Consider the following 21,753-nt stretch of genomic DNA (forward strand, 5'->3'; position numbering starts at 1 on the left):
CGCGGGAGCATCCTCATGCAAGACGACAGCGGACCGTTGAGTCCCGAGAATACCCCGGAGCAGTCCACGCTGCCCGCCACTGCCGCGCAGACGACCCCGGAGAACCCCTGGCCCCTGGCACTGCTCTCGAAGAACCTCAAGAGCTACATCGACCGTGCCCCCGCCACCTGGGTGGAGGGCCAGGTGATCGAGCTGAACCGCCGGGCCAACGCCTCCTACATCACACTGCGCGACGTCGACGCCGAAGTGTCGCTCTCCCTGACCGCGTGGAGCACGGTCATGAACCGGCTGGAGCTGCCGCTGGAGCGCGGTGCGCGGGTGGTGGCCCTGGTGAAGCCGGACTTCTGGGTCAAGACCGGACGGCTGTCCATGCAGACCCGCGACATCCGGCCGGTGGGGCTGGGCGACCTCCTGGCACGGATTGAACGGCTGCGGCATGCCCTCGCCGCGGAAGGCCTCTTCCGGGAGGACCGCAAGCTGCCGCTGCCGCTGCTGCCGGGCCGGATCGGCCTGATCACCGGACGGAACTCCGATGCCATGAAGGACGTGATGCGCAACGCCGCACTGCGCTGGCCCGCCGTCGAGTTCGAGGTCAGGGAGGTGGCGGTCCAGGGCGTGAACGCCGTCGCCGAAGTGAGCCGCGCACTGGCCGAACTCGACGCCATGCCCGAAGTGGATGTCATCATCATTGCCCGCGGCGGCGGCTCGCTGGAAGACCTCCTGGCCTTCAGCCATGAGGACCTGGTCCGCGCGGTATCGGCAGCGCAGACTCCGGTGGTCAGCGCCATCGGGCACGAAGCGGACCGTCCCCTGCTCGACGACGTAGCCGACCTGCGCGCCTCCACGCCCACCGACGCCGCGAAGCGGGTGGTACCGGATGTCGGCGAGGAGCTGGCCCGGATCCGCCAGTCCCGTCAGCAGCTGCGCCGGGTCCTCAACACCCTGGTGGGCAGGGAAACGGACCGGTTGAACCACATCCGGTCCCGTCCCGCCCTGGCGGCGCCGCAGTCCATGGTGGAGCGGCGCCAGGAAGAGATCTCCCGGCTGCGCTCCCGGGCCATGTCCGCTATCACCGCGGAGGTCCGCCGGGACGCGGACCGGATCGGGCACCTGCGCGCCCAGGTCCGCGCGCTTTCCCCGCAGAACACCCTGGACCGCGGTTACGCGGTGGTCCAGTTGCAGGACGGCTCCGTGGTGCGCGACGCCGGCACGGTGCCGGCCGCCGCACAGCTGCGGATCCGCGTTGCCGTCGGTGAGCTGACCGCCACCGAAGGCACCCGCTAGCCTGCACCGCTCCCCCGATCATTTACCAAAGACCGAAAAGGACAAGACATGAGTGAAACACCGGCAGTTCCCGCAGTACCCGCAGACATCGAGGCCATGAGCTACGAGCAGGCCCGCGACGAACTCCTGACCGTAGTAGGACGGCTCGAAACCGGCGGCGCCAGCCTGGAGGAATCCCTGGCCCTGTGGGAGCGCGGCGAGCACCTGGCCAGCCGCTGCGAATCCTGGCTCGAGGGCGCCCGCCAGCGCCTGGACGCTGCCCGCAGCTCAGCCACCGGCGAGTAAGGCACCAGCGGGGTCACCCCCTACGGCTTGTAGCTGCTCAGGAACTCGCCCAGCCGCGTCATGGCGTCTTCGATGTCCTCGACGTTGGGCAGGGTCACCATCCGGAAATGGTCCGGCCGCACCCAGTTGAACGCGGTACCCACGGACACCAGGATCTTCTGCTGCTTCAGCAGGTCCAGGGCGAACTGCTCGTCGTCCTTGATCGGATAGACCTCCGGGTCCAGGCGCGGGAACAGATACAGGGCACCCTGCGCCAGCTCGCACGTGACGCCGGGGATGTCGTTGAGCATCTGGTGCGCCTTGTCGCGCTGGGCGCGCAGCCGTCCGCCGGGCAGGATCAGGTCATTGATGCTCTGGTACCCGCCGAGCGCGGTCTGGATGGCGTGCTGTGCCGGCACATTCGCGCACAGGCGCATGTTCGCCAGGAGGTTGATGCCTTCGATGTAGTCCGCTGCGTCCTGTTTCGGACCGGAGATGGCCATCCAGCCGCTGCGGTAACCGGCTATCCGATAGGCCTTCGACAGGCCGCTGAACGTCAGGCAGAGGACGTCGTCGCCGGTGACCGTGGCCGAGTTAACGTGCACGGCGTCGTCGTACAGGATCTTTTCGTAGATTTCGTCCGAGAAGATGATCAGGCCGTGCTTGCGGGCCAGGTCCACGATCGACTTCACCACATGCTCCGGGTAGACGGCGCCGGTGGGGTTGTTGGGGTTGATCAGGACAATGCCCTTGGTCCGGTCGGTGATCTTGGAGGCAAGGTCCTCCACGTCCGGCCACCAGTGCTCGGATTCGTCGCACAGGTAGTGCACCGCCGTGCCGCCGGCCAGCGAGACCGAAGCGGTCCACAGCGGATAGTCCGGGGCGGGGACGAGGATCTCGTCGCCGTTGTTCAGCAGCGCCTGCATCGAGAGCGTGATCAGTTCGCTGACCCCGTTGCCCAGGTATACGTCGTCGACGTCGATGTTGTTGATCCCGCGGCCCTGGTAGTACTGCACCACTGCGGTGCGGGCGGAGAAAATGCCGCGGGAATCGCTGTAGCCCTGGGCCTTGGGCAGGTGCCGCATCATGTCGACCAGGATCGCTTCCGGCGCTTCGAAGCCGAACGGCGCGGGATTGCCGATGTTCAGCTTGAGGATCCGGTGGCCTGCTGCTTCCATCCGCTGCGCGTGCTCGAGCAACGGTCCACGGATGTCATACAGGACGTTGTGGAGTTTATGCGACTGCTTGAATTCTGCCATTTCTTTAGGATGCCACAGGCGGCGTTCCGGGCAGGGTATGTGTCACTGCCCGGAACGCCGCCTGCGTAACGCAGGGGCGGCCCGCAGGTCAGGCCAGGCCCTTTTCCTCCAGCCAGTCCTGGGCTGCGTCTGCCGGGTCGAGTTTCTGGTCACCGCTGACCGCCTGGTTCAGGGCAATCAGGTCCTCCGTGGTCAGCTGCGCGGAGACCTCATTCAGTACGTCCCGGGCCTCGTCACTCACGCGGTCGTCGGCGATCAGCGGGATAACCTGCTGGGCCGGCCAGTTCTGCTTCGGGTCCTCCAGGACCACCAGTCCGTTTTCCTCGATGGCGGGAGTGGTGGTGTAGATGTCGGCCACCTGGACGTCGTCGTTCAGCAGGGCATCAACGGTCAAGGGGCCGCCGCTGTCGCCGATGGCGGTGAATTCCTTGAACTCGCAGCCGTACTTCTCCTTCAGCCCGGCGAGGCCCTGGGTGCGCTCCGCGAACTCGGCAGGTGCGCCGAGGGTCAGTTCACCGCAGACCTTTGCCAGATCCTCGATGGACTCCAGCTGATACTTCTCGGCGGTGGCCGCGGTGACCACCATGGCGTCCTTGTCCTCGGCGTCCGAAGGCTCCAGGACCACCAGGTTCTCCGGCAGCTTCTCCTCGAGGGAATCCACGATCTCGCCGGCGTCCACCAGGTCCGTTTCCGGGTCGGTGTGGACCAGCAGGGCTCCGGTGTACTCGGGAATCAGGTCGATCGAGCCGTCTTCCAGGGCCGGGATGTAGACCTCGCGGGATCCGATGCCGAGCCGGGTCTCGGCCTCGATGCCGGCCGCGTTGAGGGCGCCGGCATAGATCTCGGCGATGGTGCTGCTCTCCGGGAAGTCTGCTGAGCCCACCACCAGCGTCTGCCCGGTGCTGCTGCCGGAAGCTTCCGCCGTGGTTTCGTTCTCCAGCGGATCCCCTCCTCCGCTGCAGCCGGCCAGGGCCAGGGCCATTCCGCCGGCCAGGACGGCCAGCGCCTTCCGCCGTGCATTGGGGCGCGGGTGCTGCATCATTGTTTTCCTCCTTGTGCGCCGACGGCGGGTACTCCGCTGCCGGTCGGTTTACCGGCCGCTTCGAGGCGGCCGAGTCCTGACGGGATCAGAAAGCGTGATCCCAACGCAATCACGGCGTCCACGGCGAGCGCCAGCAGGGCGATGATGACCGCTCCGCCGAAGACCCGCCCGTAGTCCCCCAGTGCCAGGCCGTCGATCAGGTAGCGGCCCAGCCCGCCCAGGTTGATCGTCGCCACCACGGCCGCCGTCGCCACCACCTGCAGGGTGGCTCCGCGCAGTCCGCCCAGGATCACCCGCATCCCGTTGGGGACCTCCACCCGGAACAGCACCTGCAATTCGCTCATGCCCAGGCTGCGGGCGGCGTCGACGACGGTGCGGTCCACCGAGGCAACTCCGGCGTAGGTGCCGGCCAGCAGGGGCGGGACGGCAAGGAGGACCAGCGACCAGATGGGCGGCATCAGGCCCAGCCCGGCCAGCAGGACGAACAGGGTGAGCATGCCCAGGGTGGGCAGTGCGCGCAGCAGCCCGGAGACGGCCACAACCGCCACCTGCCCGCGGCCGGTGTGCCCGATGAACAGACCCAGCGGCACCGCGATGAGTGCGGCGATCAGCAGTGCGAGCCCGGTGTACTGCAGGTGCTCCAGGGTCCGCACCGGGATGCCGGCCGGGCCGCTCCAGTTGGCCGGATCCATCAGCCATTCGAGGCCCTGCCCGAGGGGGTTGGTGCTGGTGTAGTCGGTGCGCGGAATGCCAACCATTCCTACGCCCCCTTCAGTGCGACGTCGGGTGCGGCCGCCGCCGGCACCGGCCGGGCGGTGGCTGCCGGGCCCCCGCCGTCCGTGCCGCGGCTGCGGTTGGCGCGGCGTCGCCCCGCCCTGCCGGTTACGCCGGCGCGGGTCCAGGGCGTGAGCAGCCGCAGCGCCAGGACCAGGACCAGGTCCATCAGGAAGGCGAGGACCAGGGTGGCGATGATCCCCACTACGATCTCGGTGAGGAAGAAGCGGCGCAGGCCGTCGGTGAAGAAGAACCCGAGGTTTTCGACGCCGATCAGGGCGCCCACGCTGACCATGGAGATGTTGCTGACCGAAACCACCCGCAGCCCGGCGATGAGTACCGGAACGGACAGCGGCAGGTCCACCGTGAGGAACCGGCGCAGCGGCCGGTAGCCCATGGCCACCGCGGCCTGGCGGACGCCGTCGTCAACGGAGTCGAACGCGTCGATGCCCACCCGCAGCATCAGGGCCACGGCATAGATGGTCAGGGCCACGATGATGTTGGCGATATCCAGGATGCGGGTGCCCAGGATGGCCGGGAGCGTGACGAACAGGGCCAGCGACGGAATGGTGTACAGCAGCGAGCCTGCGGACAGGACGAAGCCCCGGATCTTCCGCCGGCCCCGCACCAGCTGTGCGAGGGGAAGGGCAATCAGGACGCCGATGACCAGGGGCAGTACCGACTGGTAGAGGTGCAGCCCGCCGAGCCGAAAGACGTCGTCGGTGTGGGCGAGGAACCATTCCATGTCAGCTCCCGGTCCGCTGCAGGCGGGCGGCCTCGATCAGCGCCAGGATTTCCGTGGCCTGTACGACGCCGGTTACGCGCCCGTCCGCGTCCACGGCCACGCCCAGCCCGGACGGGGAGGACAGGGCGGCGTCCAGTGCCCGGCGCAGGCTGGTGCCCGCCGGGTAGAGGGAGCCGCCCGGCACCAGGTCCGCGGTAGTGGTGACCGCGTCGCGGCGTCCCGGCGGCACCCAGCCCAGCGGCGCGCCGTCGGCATCCACGCACAGCGCCCAGCCGCCGTCGAGCGTTGCGCTCCGGTCCGCGAGCCGGTCGGCGGCAATCACCTGCACCGGGTGCAGGGGCACCGCGTTTCCATCCTGGAAGGACAGGTGCCGGAAGCCGCGGTCCCTCCCCACGAAACCCGCCACGAAGTCATCGACCGGTGCCCGGAGGATCTCCTCGGGGGCGGCATACTGCGCGAGCCGGCCGCCGGTGGCGAAGACGGCCACCTTGTCCCCCAGGATGGTGGCTTCGTCAATGTCGTGGGTGACAAACACGATGGTCTTGGACAGTTCCTGCTGCAGCCGCAGCAGCTCATCCTGCAGCTCGGCCCGGACCACCGGGTCCACGGCGCTGAAGGGTTCGTCCATCAGCAGCACCGGCGGATCCGCAGCCAGGGCACGGGCAACCCCCACGCGCTGCTGCTGGCCGCCGGAAAGCTGGGCGGGATACCGGCTGCCGAGGCTGGACGCCAGCCCGACGACATCGAGCAGTTCCGCGGCCCGGCGGCGGGCATCCCGCCGCGGAGTGCCGTTGAGGCGCGGCACCGTGGCCACGTTGTCCAGCACCGTCCGGTGCGGCAGCAGGCCGGAGGACTGCATGACGTACCCCATGGACCGCCGCAGCTGCGCGGCCTTGACGGTGGAGATGTCCTGGCCGTCGACTTCGATGGTGCCCGACGTCGGCTCCACCATCCGGTTGATCATGCGCAGGGAGGTGGTTTTCCCGCATCCGGACGGGCCGACGAAGACCGTAATGGAACCGCGCTCAATGTCCAGGTCAAGGTTCCGGACCGCCGGCGCAGCATCACCGTAGGTCTTGGTCACCGCACGGAACCGGATCATCGGCTGTCCGGCAGCGCTGGATCGCGTGTCGGGTTCGGTTCGTCGGCCGGTAGCGGGTTCTCGCGGCTCAGTCATGGTGCATGCCTTCCGTGGGGATTCCGGTGTGCAGGGGCAGCTCGCGACGTGCCGTGAAGCATCACGGTATTTCACACGTGCGGGGGTAGTCCAGCGTCAAACAGGTCGGGCGTCCAGCAGGCGCAGTCCCGCGTCCACCAGTTCGGTCCGGTCCAGGGCCGGGACCTCGGTCAACGGTATCCAGGCGGCCTGGTCCGTGCTGCCGCTTTGTTCGTGGCGCAGGGAGCCGCCGGTGAGCGTGGCCCGGTAAATGATCCGCAGGGCATGCAGCATGCGGGGCTCCCCGCGCATGCGCTTTTCCGCAGGAATGAAAATGCTGTCCACTCCCAGCAGCCCGTCGAGCTGCGCCTCGTAGCCGGTTTCCTCCCGGACCTCCCGTACGGCCGCGGCCGGGGCGTCCTCGCCCAGTTCCAATCCGCCGCCGGGAAGGGTCCAGCGCTGGTTGCCGTGCTGGTTCCAGTGCGCCAGGAGCAGCTGCCCGTCACGGACGATCACCGCGTAGGCCCCGACGCGGACATCGAAGTCAGCGGACATTGCCGGCGCCCAGCAGGTAAGCCACCCCGAAAACGGGATCTACAGCGAGGAAGCGGATGTCCGTCAGCCCCGCTGCGGACAGGCGGCTGCGCAGCAGGTCCTGCAGCAGCGGCTGGTGCATGCCCAGCCCGCCGCCGATCACTACGGGACCGCCGATGCGCAGCAGGCGGGCCACATCGAGGATGAGCCCGGCCAGGTGGTCCGCGGATTGGTTGACGATGTCGATGGCCGGCTGGTTCCCTTCCAGCGCTGCCTGGAAAACCAGTCCCGCCTTCCCGGCCCAGTAGCGGCGGTCGGTGGCGCCGTGGAACAGGCCGATCAGCGAGTCGGGGTCCTCGACGCCGCAGGCCTTCAGCAGGGCAAGGCTGAGGGAATCCGGTGCGAGTTCCAGGTTGCTGCGGCGGAGTGCGTGGCGGGCGGCTTCGCGGCCAACCCAGTAGCCGCTGCCCTCGTCGCCGAGGAGATAGCCCCAGCCACCCGAACGGGCCTGCCGCCCGGAGCCGTTGATGCCCCAGGCCACGGAGCCGGTGCCGGCAATGACGGCAATGCCCTCCGAGGCTTGCCCTGCCGCAAGGATCAGCCGGGTGTCATGGATGACTTCCACGACGGCGCCGGGGACGTGCTCGGCGATGAGTGCGCGCAGGGCGGCTTCATCCTGTGCAGTGTCCACTCCCCCGGACCCGGCAATGACCCGGCCCACGCCGTCGGTCCCCAGCGCAGCGAAAACTTCCGCGAGGCACTCCCGTGCCGTCTGCACCGGGACGTTCTGCACGTTGGCGCTGCCGGCAACGGTCTCGGCGGTGACGGTGCCGCCGTGCAGCCGGATGCCGTGGGTCTTGGTACCGCCGATATCGAGGCCGATGGTGTCGTGGCCGACGTCGTGGCCGACGTCGTTGGTGGCCGGAGGAGGGAATGCTTGCATTCGTCCACCCTACTTTCCCGCGGCCGCCGGACGAACCTAGCCGGCGGCGTTCCGGCGCCGGTTCCGCCGCAGGCTCAGGACAGCCAGGGTCAGGCAGGCGGCCGTGATCAGTCCCGAGAACCAGGCCACGGAGACGTCCAGCCCCCAGATCCCGCCTGCCACTCCGAGCCCCAGCACCGGGATGGCGCTGCCGAGGTAGGTGATGACATAGACCGTGCTGATGATCCGCGCGTGTTCAGCAGCCTCTACGGCTGCGGCCACCTCGTTGAACACCACGCGGAACGCCATGCCCTGCCCGAACCCGGCCATCAGGCAGGCAACCGTAAGGAGCACCAGGCTTCCGGTGGCTCCGGCCACCGGGATCAACGCGATGCCGGTGCCCATGGCCGCAAGGCCCACGGGTGCCGTGTACCGCCCGCGGATGCCGGTGAGCTGGCTGACTGCAGACGCTCCGAGAGCAAGTGCGGCCAGCAGCCCGATGGCGGGCCGCCACGTGGTGCCCGCGATGGAGGAAAAGTAAGTGGGTGCCAGGGACAGGCAGAACCCGAAGGCCGCGAAGCTGAGGAACCCGGTGGTGGAGGCAATCCAGAACTGGGTACGCGCGCGGTGGGAGACGGCGGGCTTGCGGGGGCGCAGCATGGCCAGCGGCCGGCCCTCGGCCAGGGAAATGGCCGGGCGGGCCTTCAGCATGCAGAGCGGAATCAGAAGCGCCGCCAGGACCGCCGAGTGGATCAGGAAGGGCGTCATGGTGGGTGCGGGCAGCAGGGACAGGAGCCCGCCGATGACCGGCCCGGCCGCCACGCCGCCCGCCGAAACCAGCAGGGTAAAGCGGGTGGCCCATTCCGGTCGATGCGGCAGCAGTTCCCGCAGCGCAGCCGAGCTGGCTCCGGTGGCCAGGGCAACCGAGGCGCCTTGGAGGGCCCGTCCGAGCATCAGGGTGCCGACTCCGGTGGCGGTGCCGAAAATCAATCCGCCGGCCAGGGAAACGACGCCGGCCAGCACCAGTGCGGCGCGGCGGCCGATGTAGTCGGACCAGTGGCCCACCAGCAGCAGGCCTGCAACCAGGACCAGCACGTAGGAGGTGAACGCCAGCGTTACGCCGAAGTAGGACAGGCCGAGGGACTGGCCCAGCAGCGGATACAGCGGGGTCGCGAGGTTGGCGCCGATCAGCAGCGTGCTCATTACGGCCAGCGTCAGGAGCAGCCGGGGCCGGATGGCCGCGTCCCACTCCTTCCGCCTGGTGCGGGCGGCGGGCTGCATGCGCAGCTCACTGAGCACTGTCAAGGGGCACTTCCATCCTATTTGTAGCTAATGCCTCTATAGGATGAAGTGCCACGGAGCACGGCAGACACATTAGAGTGTTCTTTTGATCGAATCGCTCAATATCGTTGCGGGCAAATGACAGGAGATGCGCTAGATGGCCAATCTGGACCCGTTGGACCGCCGGCTGCTGCTGGAACTGGTGCGCGATCCCCGGGCGCAGATCAGCGAACTGAGCGAGCGGCTCGGTGTTGCCCGCAACACCGCCCAGGCCCACGTCCGGCACCTGCTGCGGGCCGGGGTCATCCGCAGGTCGGGGCGTGACGTCGATCTGACCCAGCTGGGTTATGACGTTCAGGCATTCGTCACCATCGAGGTGAACCACCGCGAACTCGACGGCGTCATCTCCGGGCTGCGCACCCTCCCCCAGGTGCTGGAAGTGCACGAGATCTCCGGCCGCGGCGACGTGTGGTGCCGCCTGACCGCCACGGATACCCAGCAGCTGCAGCAGGCCCTGCGCTCCGTCCTGCGGATCAAGGGCGTGATCCGTACGGAAACGGTCCTGGCCCTGCATGAGCACATCCCCTACCGCACCGAACCGCTGCTGGAAAAACTGGTTCCGCCGGCTCCCTGACTCCGCCCGGCTGCTGCTCCTATCGATCAGCGGCGCGAAGCAGTCGCTGCGCGGCTGCGAGCCGGATCCCGGCATTCTGCGTCCGGCTCCTGCCGTTGGCGGCGGGGGCACCGGACACGAGGGTCAGTACGACGCCGGCCGCCCTCGCGTTCAGCGCGGACGGGTCCGCGGTGTCCTCGAAGACCCGGCGGAAATCGGCCAGTGCCTGCCCCAGCTGCGGCCGGGATGGATTCGCTGCCGCAAGGACGGCCAGGTGCCCCAGCAGGCAGGCCAGGTCGTCGACCCGGCGGCCGGGGCCCAGACCGTCAATGTCGAGCAGCCCGGTGACCCTGCCTCCGCTGAGCAGCAGGTTTCCTTCATGGAAGTCGCCGTGGACCGGCACCAGGGGGCCGGCCGGGGCCGATTCCACCACCTCCCGGATACCACCCGCGAGTTCGAAGATACTGTCCCGTTCCCTGGGCAGGGCGGCCGCGGCAGCTGCGGCATAGTCTTCGGCCCGCTCGGCCCAGGACCGGCGCAGCGGCAGGTCCAGCGCACCGGACGGCAATGCCTCCAGCAGATCCAGCAGGACTTCGGGCCTTAACGGGGCTGCGTCGTCCTCAACCAGCAGCCGGAAGAGGGAGGTACCGGGCAGTGCGCTGAGGATGACCGCCTCAGGGACGGCTGCGGAAGCGCCGGGCAGGAGACGCGGGGCAGGCACGCCGCTGTCCTCGAGGAGCCGGTGGCGCCGGCGCAGGGCAGGCAGCTGCTCCCGCGGGAGGAGCTTCAGATAGGCCGCATCGTCCAGGTGCCGCGCCCGGATTACTGCCCGGCGCAGCGGCCGGTAGGCAACGAGCGATAAGCTCGCCGGTCCGCCTGCGCCAAACACGTCCCTCGCCACGGCGTCGGCGTCGGTGGCCCAGGGCAGGGACCGGAGAACGGGGTCATGGGGGTGGAACCACAGGCGCAGGTCCAGCCCGGCAATCCGTGCCGGGGCAACGTCGGGACCGGCGGATGCGGCATCCGCGGCAACGTCGCCTGTCGTGGCACCGAGGTGAAGGGTCAGGGCGGCATCGGCTGCGGATCCAGGCCCGGTCCGGCGGCACTGGACCCGGTAAAGGGCCGAAACAGCGCCTCCCGGCCGGTGGTGGCTTCTCAGGTGTTCCCAGCGCTGAAGCCTCAGCCCGCGGGACCGAAGCAGGTCCTGCAGGGGTCCCCGCATCGCGGGGCCGGCCAGGACGGCGACAGCCTCCGCGGCCCGTCCAAGGCGGGGCCTGGGCTCGACCGGCACGGCAGGCGCCGCGGCCTTGCCTCGGTGTGCCTAGGCCCGCCGGCGCTGCAGGACGTCATCGAGGTTGATTTTGCCGGTTTCCGGGCGTGCCTGCTCCGCCTGCACGGAGGCGGGAGCGGTGGCGGGACGCAACGGAGTCTTGGTCAGGGACCGGGGCGTTTCAGGAAGGACGATCGGTTCGGGTGCCGGACGCTCTGCCTTGGGTGCATCTACATAAATGGGCTTGGGGAGCTCTACGGGCTGCCACGGCGTGGTGCTGGGCCGGGCCGGGGGCTGGACGGCGGCTGCTGCCACCTTCAGGGCCTCGGTGCGCAGTTCCTCGGCGGTAACGCGGGCAGGGACTCCTGCCGCCGCTGGGCTTTCGCCAGGTACGGCGGCGGACTCGCGGTCAAAGAGCACGGTTTCGGGCTGCGGTTCAGTCTCCGGCGCCTGGACTGCGGGTGCCGGAACCTCATCGGGTTCGACGGCGGCCCGGTTCTGCGTGCGGCGGGGCTCCGGACCCATGGCGGCACGGAAAGCGTCTTCCATCCGGCGTCGGCGGTCCCGCAGGGCGATCGTGCGGAGCATCGCAACCACCGCTGCCACAGCGGCCAGGCCGGCGGCGGGAACGAGCCAGGACACTGAGGTGAAGGCTGCAAGCAGTGTCCCGACCACAACGGCAAGGACGCCAAGGAGGCCGGTGGCCGCCAGGACTGTCCGGCCGGTGCGGATCCGGAAAGCCGGTGCCTGCTGCGCCGGGCGCAGGGCTGGCTGGTCATGGCTCTGGAACTGTGTTGCCCCGCCCCCGCTGGGTGTAGTGCTGATGTTGTTCATGATGATCCCCTGGGACCCCTTGTCCGGTGAGGCGGGCGGGCGGATGGTATTAGCTGTCTGTGCTGCCGTTTGTGTGGCGGGCCGGGCGGTTGCCTCGGCCCCGGAAGCAGCTGGACGGCGGAAGAAATACGGACCTACCCACACCAGCCAGAGTGCAACGGCCAGCGCCAGCACCAGTGAGCTGTTCAGTGACCCGAGCAGTGACCAGAGCAGTGAGCTGTTAAGAGGGAAGTCCACACTTATGACCGTAGAAGCTCCGGGCGCCCGGTACGCGCATTACGTTCGGTGTGTCGGCGTGTCTGCTGTGAAAGTTGTTGCCTATTGTGCCCGGCGGGACTTCCAGCGGTTCAACAGCCCCTCCGGCACCTCCTCCGCCGTGAGCGCAAAGCTCCGGTGGTCGGCCCATTTGCCGTCGATATGCAGGTACCGCTCGCGCAGTCCCTCGTCCCGGAATCCGAGTTTTTCCACCACCCGGAGACTCGGGCCGTTCTCCGGCCGGATGTTGATTTCCATCCGGTGCAGGGCCAGGGCCTGGAAGCAGTGGTCGGTGGCCAGCGCCACCGCAGTGGGCACAATTCCGAGCCCTGCCCTCCCCTGGTCCACCCAGTATCCGAGGGTTGCCATGCGCGCGGACCCCCACACGATGGTGGACACGGTCAGCTGCCCCACAATTGCCGGCTGCCGCGCGGGATCCTGCCGCTCCGTGATGAGGAACGGCAGGGCAGAGTCCTGCCGTGCCTGGCGGTTGAGGCTGCGCACCATGTCACCGTAGGTCGGCGGTTCGCCGCCCGGGACGGGATTGCTGGCCTCCCACGGGCCTACCCAGCGGGCGTTCCGGGAACGGACCTCTGTCCATTCCCGCCGGTCCCGGTGCCGGATCGGCCGGAGAATGACATCGTCACTCTCCAGCGTCACCGGCCATGACGCCCGCATGGGGTATTAGTCTTCGAGCGTGTTGGTGAAATCCTTCAGCCAGTCCCGAAGGGCCGGGCCGAGGTCTTCACGTTCGGAAGCCAGTGACACCACTGCCTTGAGGTAGCTCAGCTTGTCACCGGTGTCATAGCGGCGGCCGCGGAAGACCACGCCGTAGACTCCGGACCCTTCGCCGTCGGCGGCGGCCAGCGTCTGCAGCGCATCCGTAAGCTGGATTTCCCCGCCGCGGCCGGGGCCGGTTTCTTCGAGGACTCCGAAGACCGAGGGGTGAAGCACATAACGGCCGATCACGGCCAGGTTGGAGGGAGCGTCGTCGACGTCGGGCTTCTCTACCAGTTTGTTGACCCGGACATAGTCCTCGCCCTCGACCACGGAGATGTCCGCGCAGCCGTAGGCACTGATCTGTTCCGGATCAACCTCGATCAGGGCAATGACGGATCCGCCCGTCTTTGCCTGGACCTCGACCATCTTTCCCAGCAGTTCGTCGCGGGCATCGATCAGGTCATCGCCCAGCAGGACGGCAAAGGGCTCGTCGCCGATATGCAGCTTGGCCCGCAGCACCGCGTGGCCCAGGCCCTTGGGATCACCCTGGCGGAGGTAGTGGATTTCGCCCAGTTCGGAGGCCGCACGCACCATCGCCAGCTTTTCGTGGTCGCCCTTGTCTTCCAGCGTCTTCTCGATGAAGGGGACGCGGTCGAAGTGATCCTCGAGGGAGCGCTTGTTCCGCCCCGTGATCATCAGGATGTCCGGCATGCCCGCGTTAACGGCTTCTTCAACCACGTACTGAATCGCCGGCTTGTCCACCACCGGGAGCATTTCCTTCGGCATCGCCTTGGTGGCAGGGAGGAAGCGGGTACCCAGACCTGCTGCGGGGATTACGGCTTTGGTTATGGAGGGGCGTGACGTCGTCATAGTCGTAAGCGTACCTAAGAGGTCTTAGATTGCACCAAATAAGCACGCTTATAGAGAATGGGGGTATGTGTGCGCTTGCGAAGGACCAGGCCCGAAAGGACTTCCTGCGGCTGCGGCGGGAGTTGACCGCGGAGGACAGGGCCGAAGCGGTTCAGGGACTGGCCCGCATCGGGCTGCGGGGGGTCCGGCAACGGGTACCCAGGGGCGGAACCGTGGCCGGCTACCTCTCCGTGGGGAACGAGCCGGGCATGGATGCGCTGCTCCCCGGACTGGTGAGGGCCGGGTACCGAGTGGTGGTCCCCGTGTGCGAACCCGAATGGCAGCTGTCATGGGCGGATTGGACCCCCGAGACCGAGTTGGTGCCTGGACTGCATGCTTCCCTGCTGGAACCGGCTGGACAACGCTATGCCGCCTCCGACCTGCCGGAGCTGGGCCTGGTCCTTGTCCCCGCGCTGGCCGCCGATGCCGCGGGCGGACGGATGGGCAAGGGCGGTGGCTACTATGACCGGTTCCTGGCCAAGCTGCGGGCGGACGGCAATCCTGCCGCTGCCGTGGCAGTGGTTTTCGAGCACGAATACGTTCCTGCCGGCAGCTTCGAAACCACTCCCCTGGACGCTGCCGTGGACGCCGTGCTCACCCCCGAAGCCTGGCGGCCTGTGCCGTCGGAGCCCATGTATACTTAGCACTCAAGGCTTGAGAGTGCCAGCTTTGAGAGTGCCCCAAGGAGGATTACCAGAGTGCCCACGTATGCCTACGCCTGCAAGGATTGCTCCCATTCGTTCGATATCCAGCAGTCCTTCAGTGAAGACTCCCTGACGGTCTGCCCCGAGTGCGGCGGCCGCCTGCGCAAGAAGTTCAACAGCGTCGGAGTTGTCTTCAAGGGCTCCGGTTTCTACCGCACCGATTCACGCGAAGCTGCCTCCACTGTTCCTGCAGCCCCCTCCAAGACCGAGAGCTCCTCGGCACCGGCCACAACTTCCGGCAGCGGGACGTCCACGCCTGCAGCCGCCGCAGGCTCCGGCAGCGCCCAGCCGTAAGCCCTGCCGCCGGGCCTGCTTCCCCGGCAGCACAGCCTCCAGGCACTGCGGTCCCGCACCGGCCCGTACGGTTCGCCTGCCCGTGTATCCACTGTGCACTGCGCCTCCACACCGGCCTTTCCGGCCGGGCCGTTCCCGTGTGCGTTGAGCCTTGCGCAGGGCCGCCCCTGTTACGCGGCGTAAAGCCGCTAGCGTCGTGCCATGCCTTTTCGCCGCCGCTCTGCCAAGGCGTCCCCCGGCGCTGCCGCCTACCCGGGACAGCCGTCCGTTTCCGGCGGTCCCCTCTCAGGGATGCGCCGCTTTATTGTCCGCCACCGCCGCCTCCTTGCTGCCCTGGCCTGCTGCGCCGCCGCGGGGTCTGCGGTCGAAGCGCTGGTACCGGCGGCTGCGGAACGGACCGTGATTGTGCGCGCGGCCCGGGATTTGCCTGCCGGTACGGTGCTGGACTCCGGGACACTGGAAACTGTCCGCCTACCGGCTGAAGCCGTCCCACCGGGCGCCCACGAACAGCCGGACGCGCTGGTGGGCAGGCGCCTCGCCACGCCGCTGTTGCGCGGCAGCCCGGTCACGGACATTTCCCTGGCCGGTGCCGGACTTTTGGCCGGTGCCCCGCCCGGTTCCGTGGCCGTGCCGCTGCGCCCGGCTGACCCGTCCGTCCTCGATCTGCTGGGTCCCGGACAACTCGTCAACGTTGTAGCGGGTGGCGAAGCCGCGTGGGCGGGGGCCGAGCCGGGGCACTATGCGGAGGACGGCAGCAGCGCGGTGGTGCTGGCAGCCTCGGTGCCGGTGCTGTGGGTGTCCGGCGGCGAGCCCGCGGGCGGCGGCTGGCCAGGCAACGGCGGCGGCGAGGGCCTGGTGGTGGTGGCCGCGGACCGGGAGAACGCTGCCCGGCTCACAGCCGCTTCGGGGAACGAAGGGATCTATCTTGTCCTGACGGGCGGCTAGCCGCGGCCGGGCGGGCCGGCCGCTTACCCCCAGTGCGGAGGCCGCTGCTCCCGGAGCCAGGATTCGCTGTCTTCCGTGCTGTCGCCCCAGGCCCGGGGATCATCTTCCTTGGCGACGACGGGCAGCAGCCCGGCCGGCCCGCCGGGCCCGGGCGAAACCGCCCGGCGGTTTCCGCGCCTGCGGGTTCCGCTGCTGCCGCTGGTGCTGCCATCCGTGGACTGGCGTTCGCCCGCTGCTGCCGTTGTGCCGGTCCCCGAGGCCGCGGCGGTTTCCTCCGCCGCGGCCTTCCCTGTGGGTTCCTTAGTCATCGCTCATTCTCCTGCTGCGTTGTCCGGGACGGATCCCGACCTCCGTTCACGCATCCGGCTGCTTCCGTGCGGAGTCACCGTGACCTGGGCTGCCGGGCGGGCAGCCTCATCCGTGCCTGCCTCGGGAGTAACCGTGCTGCGGGGCACGGGCTGCTGCCCGACCGGAGGATCCGGCAGCTCGAGGTAGCGGCTCACCAGGTCGGCGCAGGCGGACGGGTCGCTGAAGACCTCAATGGTCCACAGCGGCATGTACCGCCAGCCGCGCCGTTCAAGCAGCTGCGGCCGGAGCCGGCTGCGTTCGCGCACGGACATCGCCCGGTAGCGTTCGGTGCCGTCGGACTCGATGGCCAGCGGCGCCGGCGTACCGGTCGGACCGGCCGAATGGGGAGCCGCTGCGACAATGTCGATGGCGCCGTCGTAGTGGTCCCAGACCTTCGCGCCGCGTTCCCGCAGGCGGCCGACCAGATCCGCGACCAGCGGATCCTCCTCCATGATGCCTCCGGCAGCAGGGATTTCCTCCCTGGCGGTTTCCGGATCGAGCTCCCGCTTGATGAGTTCGTAGAAGTCCAGGGCGCCGTAGCCCAGCCGCGTGCGGTCCAGGTCTGCCGGCTGGAAGCAGGTCAGCACATGCTGCTTGTAACGGGCCCGGGTCATGGCCGTGACGAATTTCTTGCGTCCGTCAGGTGCCGACAACGGGCCGAAGTTGTGCAGGGCACGCCCGTGCGGGGTACGCCCGAAGCCGAGGGAGAAGATCACGCAGTCCCGGACCATGCCCACGGCGCGGTCCACCGGCACGACCCGGAAGGACTCGGACTTCGCCGTGAAGAAGTCCGCGGCCCAGGGGAAGTTGGCCATCTGGACACGGATTGCCTCGGCCACCCGCACGGCGTGGCGCGGGCTGGCGGTGATGACGCCGAGGGACTGGTGCGGGCGGCGGCGGATGTGTTCGAAGACCAGGTCAACTACGCGGTTGACCTCGGCCGCGACACTCTCCACGCCCTCATGGTCAGCGCTGGGCATGCCGGTGCCGTCCGGCAGGTATTCCACGGAGAGTGCGCGGTGGCCGGTGGTGACCTCGTCTGCACTCGGGACCATGGAAAGGCGTCCGCCGTAGAAGGACTCGCTGAGCTGGCGCAGCAGTGCCTTGTCGGTGCCGCGGTAAACGGTGGAGAGGCAGCGCGTGGGCAGGACGCGTTCCAGCGCTTCGAAGGCGCTGAGCAGCTCAACGTGCTGCGGTGCTGTTCCGGCCGGCTCAACACCGATCGTGAAGGGCCGCGGCCCGCCCAGGCAGCTGTCACCGAAGGCGATAACCTGCGAAGCGCGTGCCAGTGCCGGGACGGCAGACTGCAGGCTGGTGGACTCGGCATCAAGGAGGACCACGGTGTCGAAGCGGCGGTGTTCGGGCAGTACCATCGGCAGCACCAGGGGGCTGGCAGCCCACACCGGCAGCAGCGAGGACACGAGTTCCTCGGACTGCAGGCCCAGGCTGTCCAGGGACAGCTCGCCGTCCTTGAGCAGCTCGCGCAGGTCTTCGGCAGCACCCTTCGCGGCCTGGACGCCCGAGCGCCAGCGCGACGCAAGGCTCCAGCGCAGCCGGGCTGCGCCCGAGGCAATGTGGGCGTTGTCCGCCAGCCGGTACTCCGCTTCCAGGCGGCGCAGGCTGTTGCCGTCGGACATGGCAAGGTAATCGTCGCCGCTGATCATGGCTTCGAGGGCGGACTGCCACCATGCCAGTTCCAGCTCGTAACCCACGTGGCGGGGCTGGACTTCGCGTGCGCTCAGGTCATCCAGCAGTTCGCCCAGGCCCTGGGCTCGCATCTCGTCGAGCAGCAGGGTCCGTTCGGGCAGCGTTTCCAGGGTTTCCCGGTCCCCCGCGAGCTGGCTGAGCTGCTTCTCAAGTTCATCGAGCGGCAGGGATGCCAGGTCAGGATGGAGCGGCGTCTCGGCCAGGATGCCGGTCAGGGTATCCAGCTGGCGCTTGACCAGCAGGTAGGAACGGTTGATCTCGGCCAGGCCGGTGGGCACCGAGGGGTGGCGCTGGGTGGTGGCGTAGCGGGTCCAGACGGCACGCTGCTGCTGGACTTCTGCCAGGGAGGCGTGCAGGTCGGAAATATGCACACCGGGCCGGACGTATTCCTTGGCCACGCGCCGCAGGCGGGAGCGGGTCATGGAGCTCATATCGATGCCGCGTTCCCGCCGCCAGGACGAAGACGCGGTTGCCGAGATCAGGTCCGTCACCGGGCGGTCGAAAATGTCCGGGGTGAACTTGTCCAGGCTTTCGCGCACGGCAACCAGCAGTTCCAGCTGTTCGCCCCACTGGGCAAATGTTTCGCCGAGGCGGATTTCCGAATGCTCGGCCACGTCCTGGACCTTGGCGCGCAGCGCCGGCAGGTCCGCCGCAAGGGTCTGGGTCAGCGCGTACGCTTCTTCCGTTTCCTTGCGGTTGAGCAGCTTGGCTCCGTACCACGGGCTGGTGGTAGCTGCCCGGCTGAAGCTGCCGAGTTCGGCGGCCCGGCGCAGGCGGCCGGAGAGTTCGGTGCGGTCGGTGATGCTGTCCAGGACGCTCCGCTTGAGCCGGACGGTGGTGGCCGGCGCCGGGTTCATGGAGGTCAGCTCGGCCAGGGACTGCATGGCCTGGTAGGGCGAGCATCCCCAGCGGCGGCGGACGTTGTGCAGCGACTTCACGTGGTCGCGGAGCTGGTGGCGGTTTTCGAGCAGGACCTTGTGCAGGCTGTCCAGTTCCGGGGCCTGCGCCTTTTCGTTGCGCACGATGGCCCGGACCAGCTGGTCCTTCAACTGCTGCTGGGTGAGGCCGGCGTTGGCCTGCAGGACCAGGGAGCCAAGCTGCATCGCGTCCAGCTCGGAGACGAACTGGTTCAGGGTGCTGCGCCGTTCCGCCACTACCAGGACGGATTTGCCGGCATTGGCCAGCGCCGCCACGGCGTTCAGCGCGGTCTGGGTCTGGCCCGTACCGGCCGGCGCGGAGACTACCAGCGACTGGCCTGCGTTGATCAGGTCCAGGACTTCCTGCTGCTGGCGGTCGGCGTCGAGGATGAGCAGCTCATCCGCGGGATCCCGCTCGTCCAGGGCCGGCAGGTCCAGCGGTTCGGGGATGGCCGGACCGGTGGAGCCGTCCCGGGCGGCGTCGATCAGTGCGCGGAGGATCGGATGGGCCGGGTCCAGCGCCGGATCCTCGCTGAGGTCGGACAGGTCGGCGAAGGTGGAAACCAGCAGGCGGTGTTCAATGTTGATTCCGCGGACGCTGCCGGTGACGGCGCGGAGCTTTTCCAGCACGGGGTGGGGATCAAAGCGGGCGGTGCCGTAGGCGAGGCGGGTGAGCGCGTCGACGTCGATGTCCAGGCCCTGCTCATGCTGCAGGTGGCGGACCAGGGCGGGGTTCAGCGCCGCCTTTTCGGTCAGCTGCAGCTCATAGTCATCCTGTGAGGCGTGGACCGTCAGCGCCACGGGCGTGAGCAGCACGGGGGCCGTCAGTGACTCGGGACGCAGTGCTTCATCCGAGGCATAGCGCCAGGACGCGGTTCCCGCAGCCATGTAGCCGACGTCGATGCCGCGGTCGGTGCCCAGCTCGTAGATCTTCGCGCGCAGCAGGCGGCCGGCCTTCATGGCGGCACCGTACTGGTCCGGGTCCCGCAGCAGGGTCGACAGGCGGGTACGCCGGCCGGCGAGCAACTGGGCCAGGCCGGAGGGATGCGCGTGCGTCAGGTCGATGCTGTTGGCGGCGGACGGCGTGAAATGGAGCAGTGTGTCCGTTCCGGCGTGCTGTCCCAATTGTCCCAGCCACGGCAGCAGGAAGTCCGAGGGATTCTCCCCGGTATTCTGCTCAGACACTAGTGCCCTCTTTTCTGCACTTCCGCGCGTTCTCGACCAAATTGGCATACCTTCAAAACTATCGCGTCGGGGCGGGTTTCCCGAACATAGCAACGCGGGGGACAAAACCGAGGACGGCCGAAACGGCCGTCCTCGGTCCCCTTTACGCTATTCCCACTCGATTGTTCCCGGCGGCTTGCTGGTTACATCCAGCACCACGCGGTTGATTCCGTCCACTTCGTTGGTGATGCGGTTGGAAATGCGGGCCAGCAGATCGTACGGTAGCCGCGACCAATCAGCGGTCATCGCGTCTTCGCTGGAGACCGGACGAAGCACGATGGGGTGCCCGTAGGTACGGCCGTCGCCCTGGACGCCGACACTGCGGACATCAGCCAGGAGCACTACCGGCATCTGCCACACTTCGTCGTCGAGGCCTGCGCTGGTCAGTTCGGCGCGGGCGATGGCGTCTGCCCGGCGCAGCAGTTCCAGCCGCTCGTGCGTGACCTCGCCGACAATCCGGATGCCCAGCCCGGGGCCCGGGAAGGGCTGGCGGCCCACGATCTCGGCCGGCAGGCCGAGTTCGGCGCCGACCGCACGGACCTCGTCCTTGAAGAGCGCCCGCAGGGGTTCCACCAGTTCGAACTTCATGTCCTCCGGCAGGCCGCCCACGTTGTGGTGGCTCTTGATGTTGGCTGCGCCTTCACCGCCGCCGGACTCGACAACGTCCGGGTACAGGGTGCCCTGCACCAGGAAGCGGATCGGCTCGCCCTCTGCTTCGGCCTGGGCCATGATGGCCCGCTCGGCTTCTTCGAAGGCGCGGATGAATTCGCGGCCGATGATCTTGCGCTTGGTCTCGGGATCGGAGACCCCGGCCAGGGCGCTCAGGAAGCGTTCCTGCTCGTTGGCGACGTAGAGGTTAACGCCGGTGGCTGCCACGAAATCGCGTTCCACCTGCTCTGCTTCGCCTTCGCGGAGCAGCCCGTGGTCCACGAAGACACAGGTCAGCTGGTCCCCGACGGCGCGCTGCACCAGGGCGGCGGCTACGGCGGAGTCGACGCCGCCGGACAGGCCGCAGATAACCCGCGAGTTGCCTACCTGTGCGCGGATGCGTGCAACCTGCTCTTCGACGATGTTGCCGGTGGTCCAGCTGCGTTCGAGCTTGGCGCCCTTGAAGAGGAAGTTTTCCAGGACGGCCTGGCCGTGCGCGGAGTGCTTGACCTCGGGGTGCCACTGCACGCCGTAAAGGCCTTTTGCCTCGTTGGCGAAGGCAGCGACGGGTGCGCCGGCGGTGCTGGCCAGGACGTCGAAGCCCTCGGGGGCTTCCTGCACGCTGTCGCCGTGGCTCATCCAGGTGTTCTGCTCGTCCGGGGTGCCTTCCAGGATGGACCGGGCGCCGCCGATGACGCGTGCGTCGGTGGAACCGTACTCCCGCAGTCCCGTCTTGGCGACCTTGCCGCCCATGGCGGCAGCCATTGCCTGGAAGCCGTAGCAGATGCCGAAGACCGGAACACCGGATTCGAACAGGTCTGCGTCAACCTTGGGGGCGCCTTCGGCGTACACGCTGGAGGGGCCGCCGGAGAGAATAATGGCAGCTGGGTTCTTCGCGAGCAGCTGCTCGGTGCTGTAGGTGTGGGGAACCACCTCGGAGTAGACATCTGCTTCGCGCACCCGGCGGGCAATCAACTGGGCGTACTGCGCTCCGTAGTCCACTACAAGGACGGGCCGCTCTTCAATGGGATCTGTCGCGGGATTAGTCACGTTTCAAGGATAGTCGGCCCGCCCCCGGCCATGCACACCGGGCCGGTTCCGCGG

At 68.4% G+C, this 21,753-nt stretch carries 21 protein-coding genes; 6 read left to right on the top strand and 15 right to left on the bottom strand.

Annotated elements, in window-relative coordinates:
- Positions 1-15 precede the first annotated feature (15 nt).
- Both xseA and NNX35_RS01535 read left to right on the top strand, forming a co-directional pair.
- On the top strand, positions 16-1,284 hold the full coding sequence (xseA, locus tag NNX35_RS01530; RefSeq protein ID WP_255866809.1) for an exodeoxyribonuclease VII large subunit: 1,269 nt from the start codon (positions 16-18) through the stop codon (positions 1,282-1,284).
- Positions 1,285-1,332: 48 nt separating this feature from the next.
- Entirely contained in the window at positions 1,333-1,569 is a 237-nt protein-coding gene (locus NNX35_RS01535) for an exodeoxyribonuclease VII small subunit (RefSeq protein ID WP_255866810.1), read from the top strand.
- Between the two features lie 20 nt (positions 1,570-1,589).
- Here NNX35_RS01535 and NNX35_RS01540 read toward each other — a convergent pair whose 3' ends face one another.
- The 8 genes from NNX35_RS01540 to NNX35_RS01575 all read right to left on the bottom strand — a co-directional run bounded on the left by NNX35_RS01540 (position 1,590) and on the right by NNX35_RS01575 (position 9,279).
- The gene (locus tag NNX35_RS01540; RefSeq protein ID WP_227918526.1) at positions 1,590-2,807 is read right to left on the bottom strand and encodes a pyridoxal phosphate-dependent aminotransferase; all 1,218 of its coding nucleotides are present in this window, start codon (positions 2,805-2,807) and stop codon (positions 1,590-1,592) included.
- 88 nt (positions 2,808-2,895) lie between these two features.
- A complete protein-coding gene (locus NNX35_RS01545) occupies positions 2,896-3,846 on the bottom strand; it encodes an ABC transporter substrate-binding protein (protein WP_255765697.1) in 951 nt (316 codons plus the stop codon).
- Entirely contained in the window at positions 3,846-4,607 is a 762-nt protein-coding gene (locus NNX35_RS01550) for an ABC transporter permease (RefSeq protein WP_255866811.1), read from the bottom strand. Before NNX35_RS01550 ends, NNX35_RS01545 begins: the two co-directional genes overlap by 1 nt.
- 2 nt (positions 4,608-4,609) lie before the next feature.
- Positions 4,610-5,368: an ABC transporter permease gene (locus NNX35_RS01555; protein ID WP_255862665.1), complete on the bottom strand. Its 759-nt coding sequence runs from the start codon at positions 5,366-5,368 to the stop codon at positions 4,610-4,612.
- 1 nt (position 5,369) lies between these two features.
- On the bottom strand, positions 5,370-6,470 hold the full coding sequence (locus NNX35_RS01560; RefSeq protein WP_255867296.1) for an ABC transporter ATP-binding protein: 1,101 nt from the start codon (positions 6,468-6,470) through the stop codon (positions 5,370-5,372).
- 171 nt (positions 6,471-6,641) lie between these two features.
- The gene (locus tag NNX35_RS01565; protein WP_255866812.1) at positions 6,642-7,079 is read right to left on the bottom strand and encodes an NUDIX hydrolase; all 438 of its coding nucleotides are present in this window, start codon (positions 7,077-7,079) and stop codon (positions 6,642-6,644) included.
- Complete coding sequence (locus tag NNX35_RS01570; protein ID WP_255862663.1) at positions 7,069-8,001, bottom strand: N-acetylglucosamine kinase; 933 nt, start codon at positions 7,999-8,001, stop codon at positions 7,069-7,071. The genes NNX35_RS01565 and NNX35_RS01570 overlap by 11 nt, the downstream gene beginning before the upstream one ends.
- Before the next feature lie 36 nt (positions 8,002-8,037).
- Complete coding sequence (locus NNX35_RS01575) at positions 8,038-9,279, bottom strand: MFS transporter (protein ID WP_370646974.1); 1,242 nt, start codon at positions 9,277-9,279, stop codon at positions 8,038-8,040.
- 139 nt (positions 9,280-9,418) lie between these two features.
- On the opposite strand from NNX35_RS01575, the gene NNX35_RS01580 reads away from it, so the two are divergent.
- Positions 9,419-9,895, top strand: coding sequence for an Lrp/AsnC family transcriptional regulator (locus NNX35_RS01580; protein ID WP_227918579.1), 477 nt, complete (start codon positions 9,419-9,421; stop codon positions 9,893-9,895).
- 19 nt (positions 9,896-9,914) lie between these two features.
- On the opposite strand, the gene NNX35_RS01585 is transcribed toward NNX35_RS01580, so the two are convergent.
- The 4 genes from NNX35_RS01585 to galU form a co-directional block, all read right to left on the bottom strand.
- Positions 9,915-11,165, bottom strand: a complete 1,251-nt coding sequence (locus NNX35_RS01585) for a phosphotransferase (protein WP_255866813.1) — start codon at positions 11,163-11,165, stop codon at positions 9,915-9,917.
- A 30-nt stretch (positions 11,166-11,195) separates the two neighbouring features.
- Complete coding sequence (locus NNX35_RS01590) at positions 11,196-12,215, bottom strand: hypothetical protein (RefSeq protein ID WP_255866814.1); 1,020 nt, start codon at positions 12,213-12,215, stop codon at positions 11,196-11,198.
- A gap of 81 nt (positions 12,216-12,296) precedes the next feature.
- The gene (locus NNX35_RS01595; RefSeq protein WP_255764831.1) at positions 12,297-12,911 is read right to left on the bottom strand and encodes a GNAT family N-acetyltransferase; all 615 of its coding nucleotides are present in this window, start codon (positions 12,909-12,911) and stop codon (positions 12,297-12,299) included.
- 6 nt (positions 12,912-12,917) lie between these two features.
- Positions 12,918-13,823, bottom strand: coding sequence for a UTP--glucose-1-phosphate uridylyltransferase GalU (galU, locus tag NNX35_RS01600; protein ID WP_255764832.1), 906 nt, complete (start codon positions 13,821-13,823; stop codon positions 12,918-12,920).
- 65 nt (positions 13,824-13,888) lie between these two features.
- On the opposite strand from galU, the gene NNX35_RS01605 reads away from it, so the two are divergent.
- The 3 genes from NNX35_RS01605 (at position 13,889) to NNX35_RS01615 (ending at position 15,805) form a co-directional block, all read left to right on the top strand.
- A complete protein-coding gene (locus NNX35_RS01605) occupies positions 13,889-14,506 on the top strand; it encodes a 5-formyltetrahydrofolate cyclo-ligase (protein WP_255862660.1) in 618 nt (205 codons plus the stop codon).
- Between the two features lie 54 nt (positions 14,507-14,560).
- Positions 14,561-14,860, top strand: a complete 300-nt coding sequence (locus NNX35_RS01610; protein WP_255764834.1) for an FmdB family zinc ribbon protein — start codon at positions 14,561-14,563, stop codon at positions 14,858-14,860.
- Positions 14,861-15,061: 201 nt separating this feature from the next.
- Positions 15,062-15,805, top strand: a complete 744-nt coding sequence (locus NNX35_RS01615) for an SAF domain-containing protein (protein ID WP_255866815.1) — start codon at positions 15,062-15,064, stop codon at positions 15,803-15,805.
- A 23-nt stretch (positions 15,806-15,828) separates the two neighbouring features.
- On the opposite strand, the gene NNX35_RS16145 is transcribed toward NNX35_RS01615, so the two are convergent.
- The 3 genes from NNX35_RS16145 to guaA all read right to left on the bottom strand — a co-directional run bounded on the left by NNX35_RS16145 (position 15,829) and on the right by guaA (position 21,699).
- Positions 15,829-16,113: a hypothetical protein gene (locus NNX35_RS16145; protein WP_370646914.1), complete on the bottom strand. Its 285-nt coding sequence runs from the start codon at positions 16,111-16,113 to the stop codon at positions 15,829-15,831.
- 3 nt (positions 16,114-16,116) lie between these two features.
- Positions 16,117-19,962 carry a DUF4011 domain-containing protein gene (locus NNX35_RS01620; protein ID WP_308219721.1) on the bottom strand — a complete coding sequence of 1,282 codons (3,846 nt, stop codon included), beginning with the start codon at positions 19,960-19,962 and terminating at the stop codon, positions 16,117-16,119.
- A 147-nt stretch (positions 19,963-20,109) separates the two neighbouring features.
- Positions 20,110-21,699 (bottom strand): glutamine-hydrolyzing GMP synthase, encoded by a 1,590-nt coding sequence (gene guaA, locus NNX35_RS01625; protein WP_255764836.1) that lies wholly within the window; start codon positions 21,697-21,699, stop codon positions 20,110-20,112.
- Between the last annotated feature and the right edge of the window lie 54 nt (positions 21,700-21,753).

Origin of the sequence: Arthrobacter sp. zg-Y844, assembly GCF_024385465.1 — a bacterium.
Classification (GTDB): domain Bacteria; phylum Actinomycetota; class Actinomycetes; order Actinomycetales; family Micrococcaceae; genus Arthrobacter_B.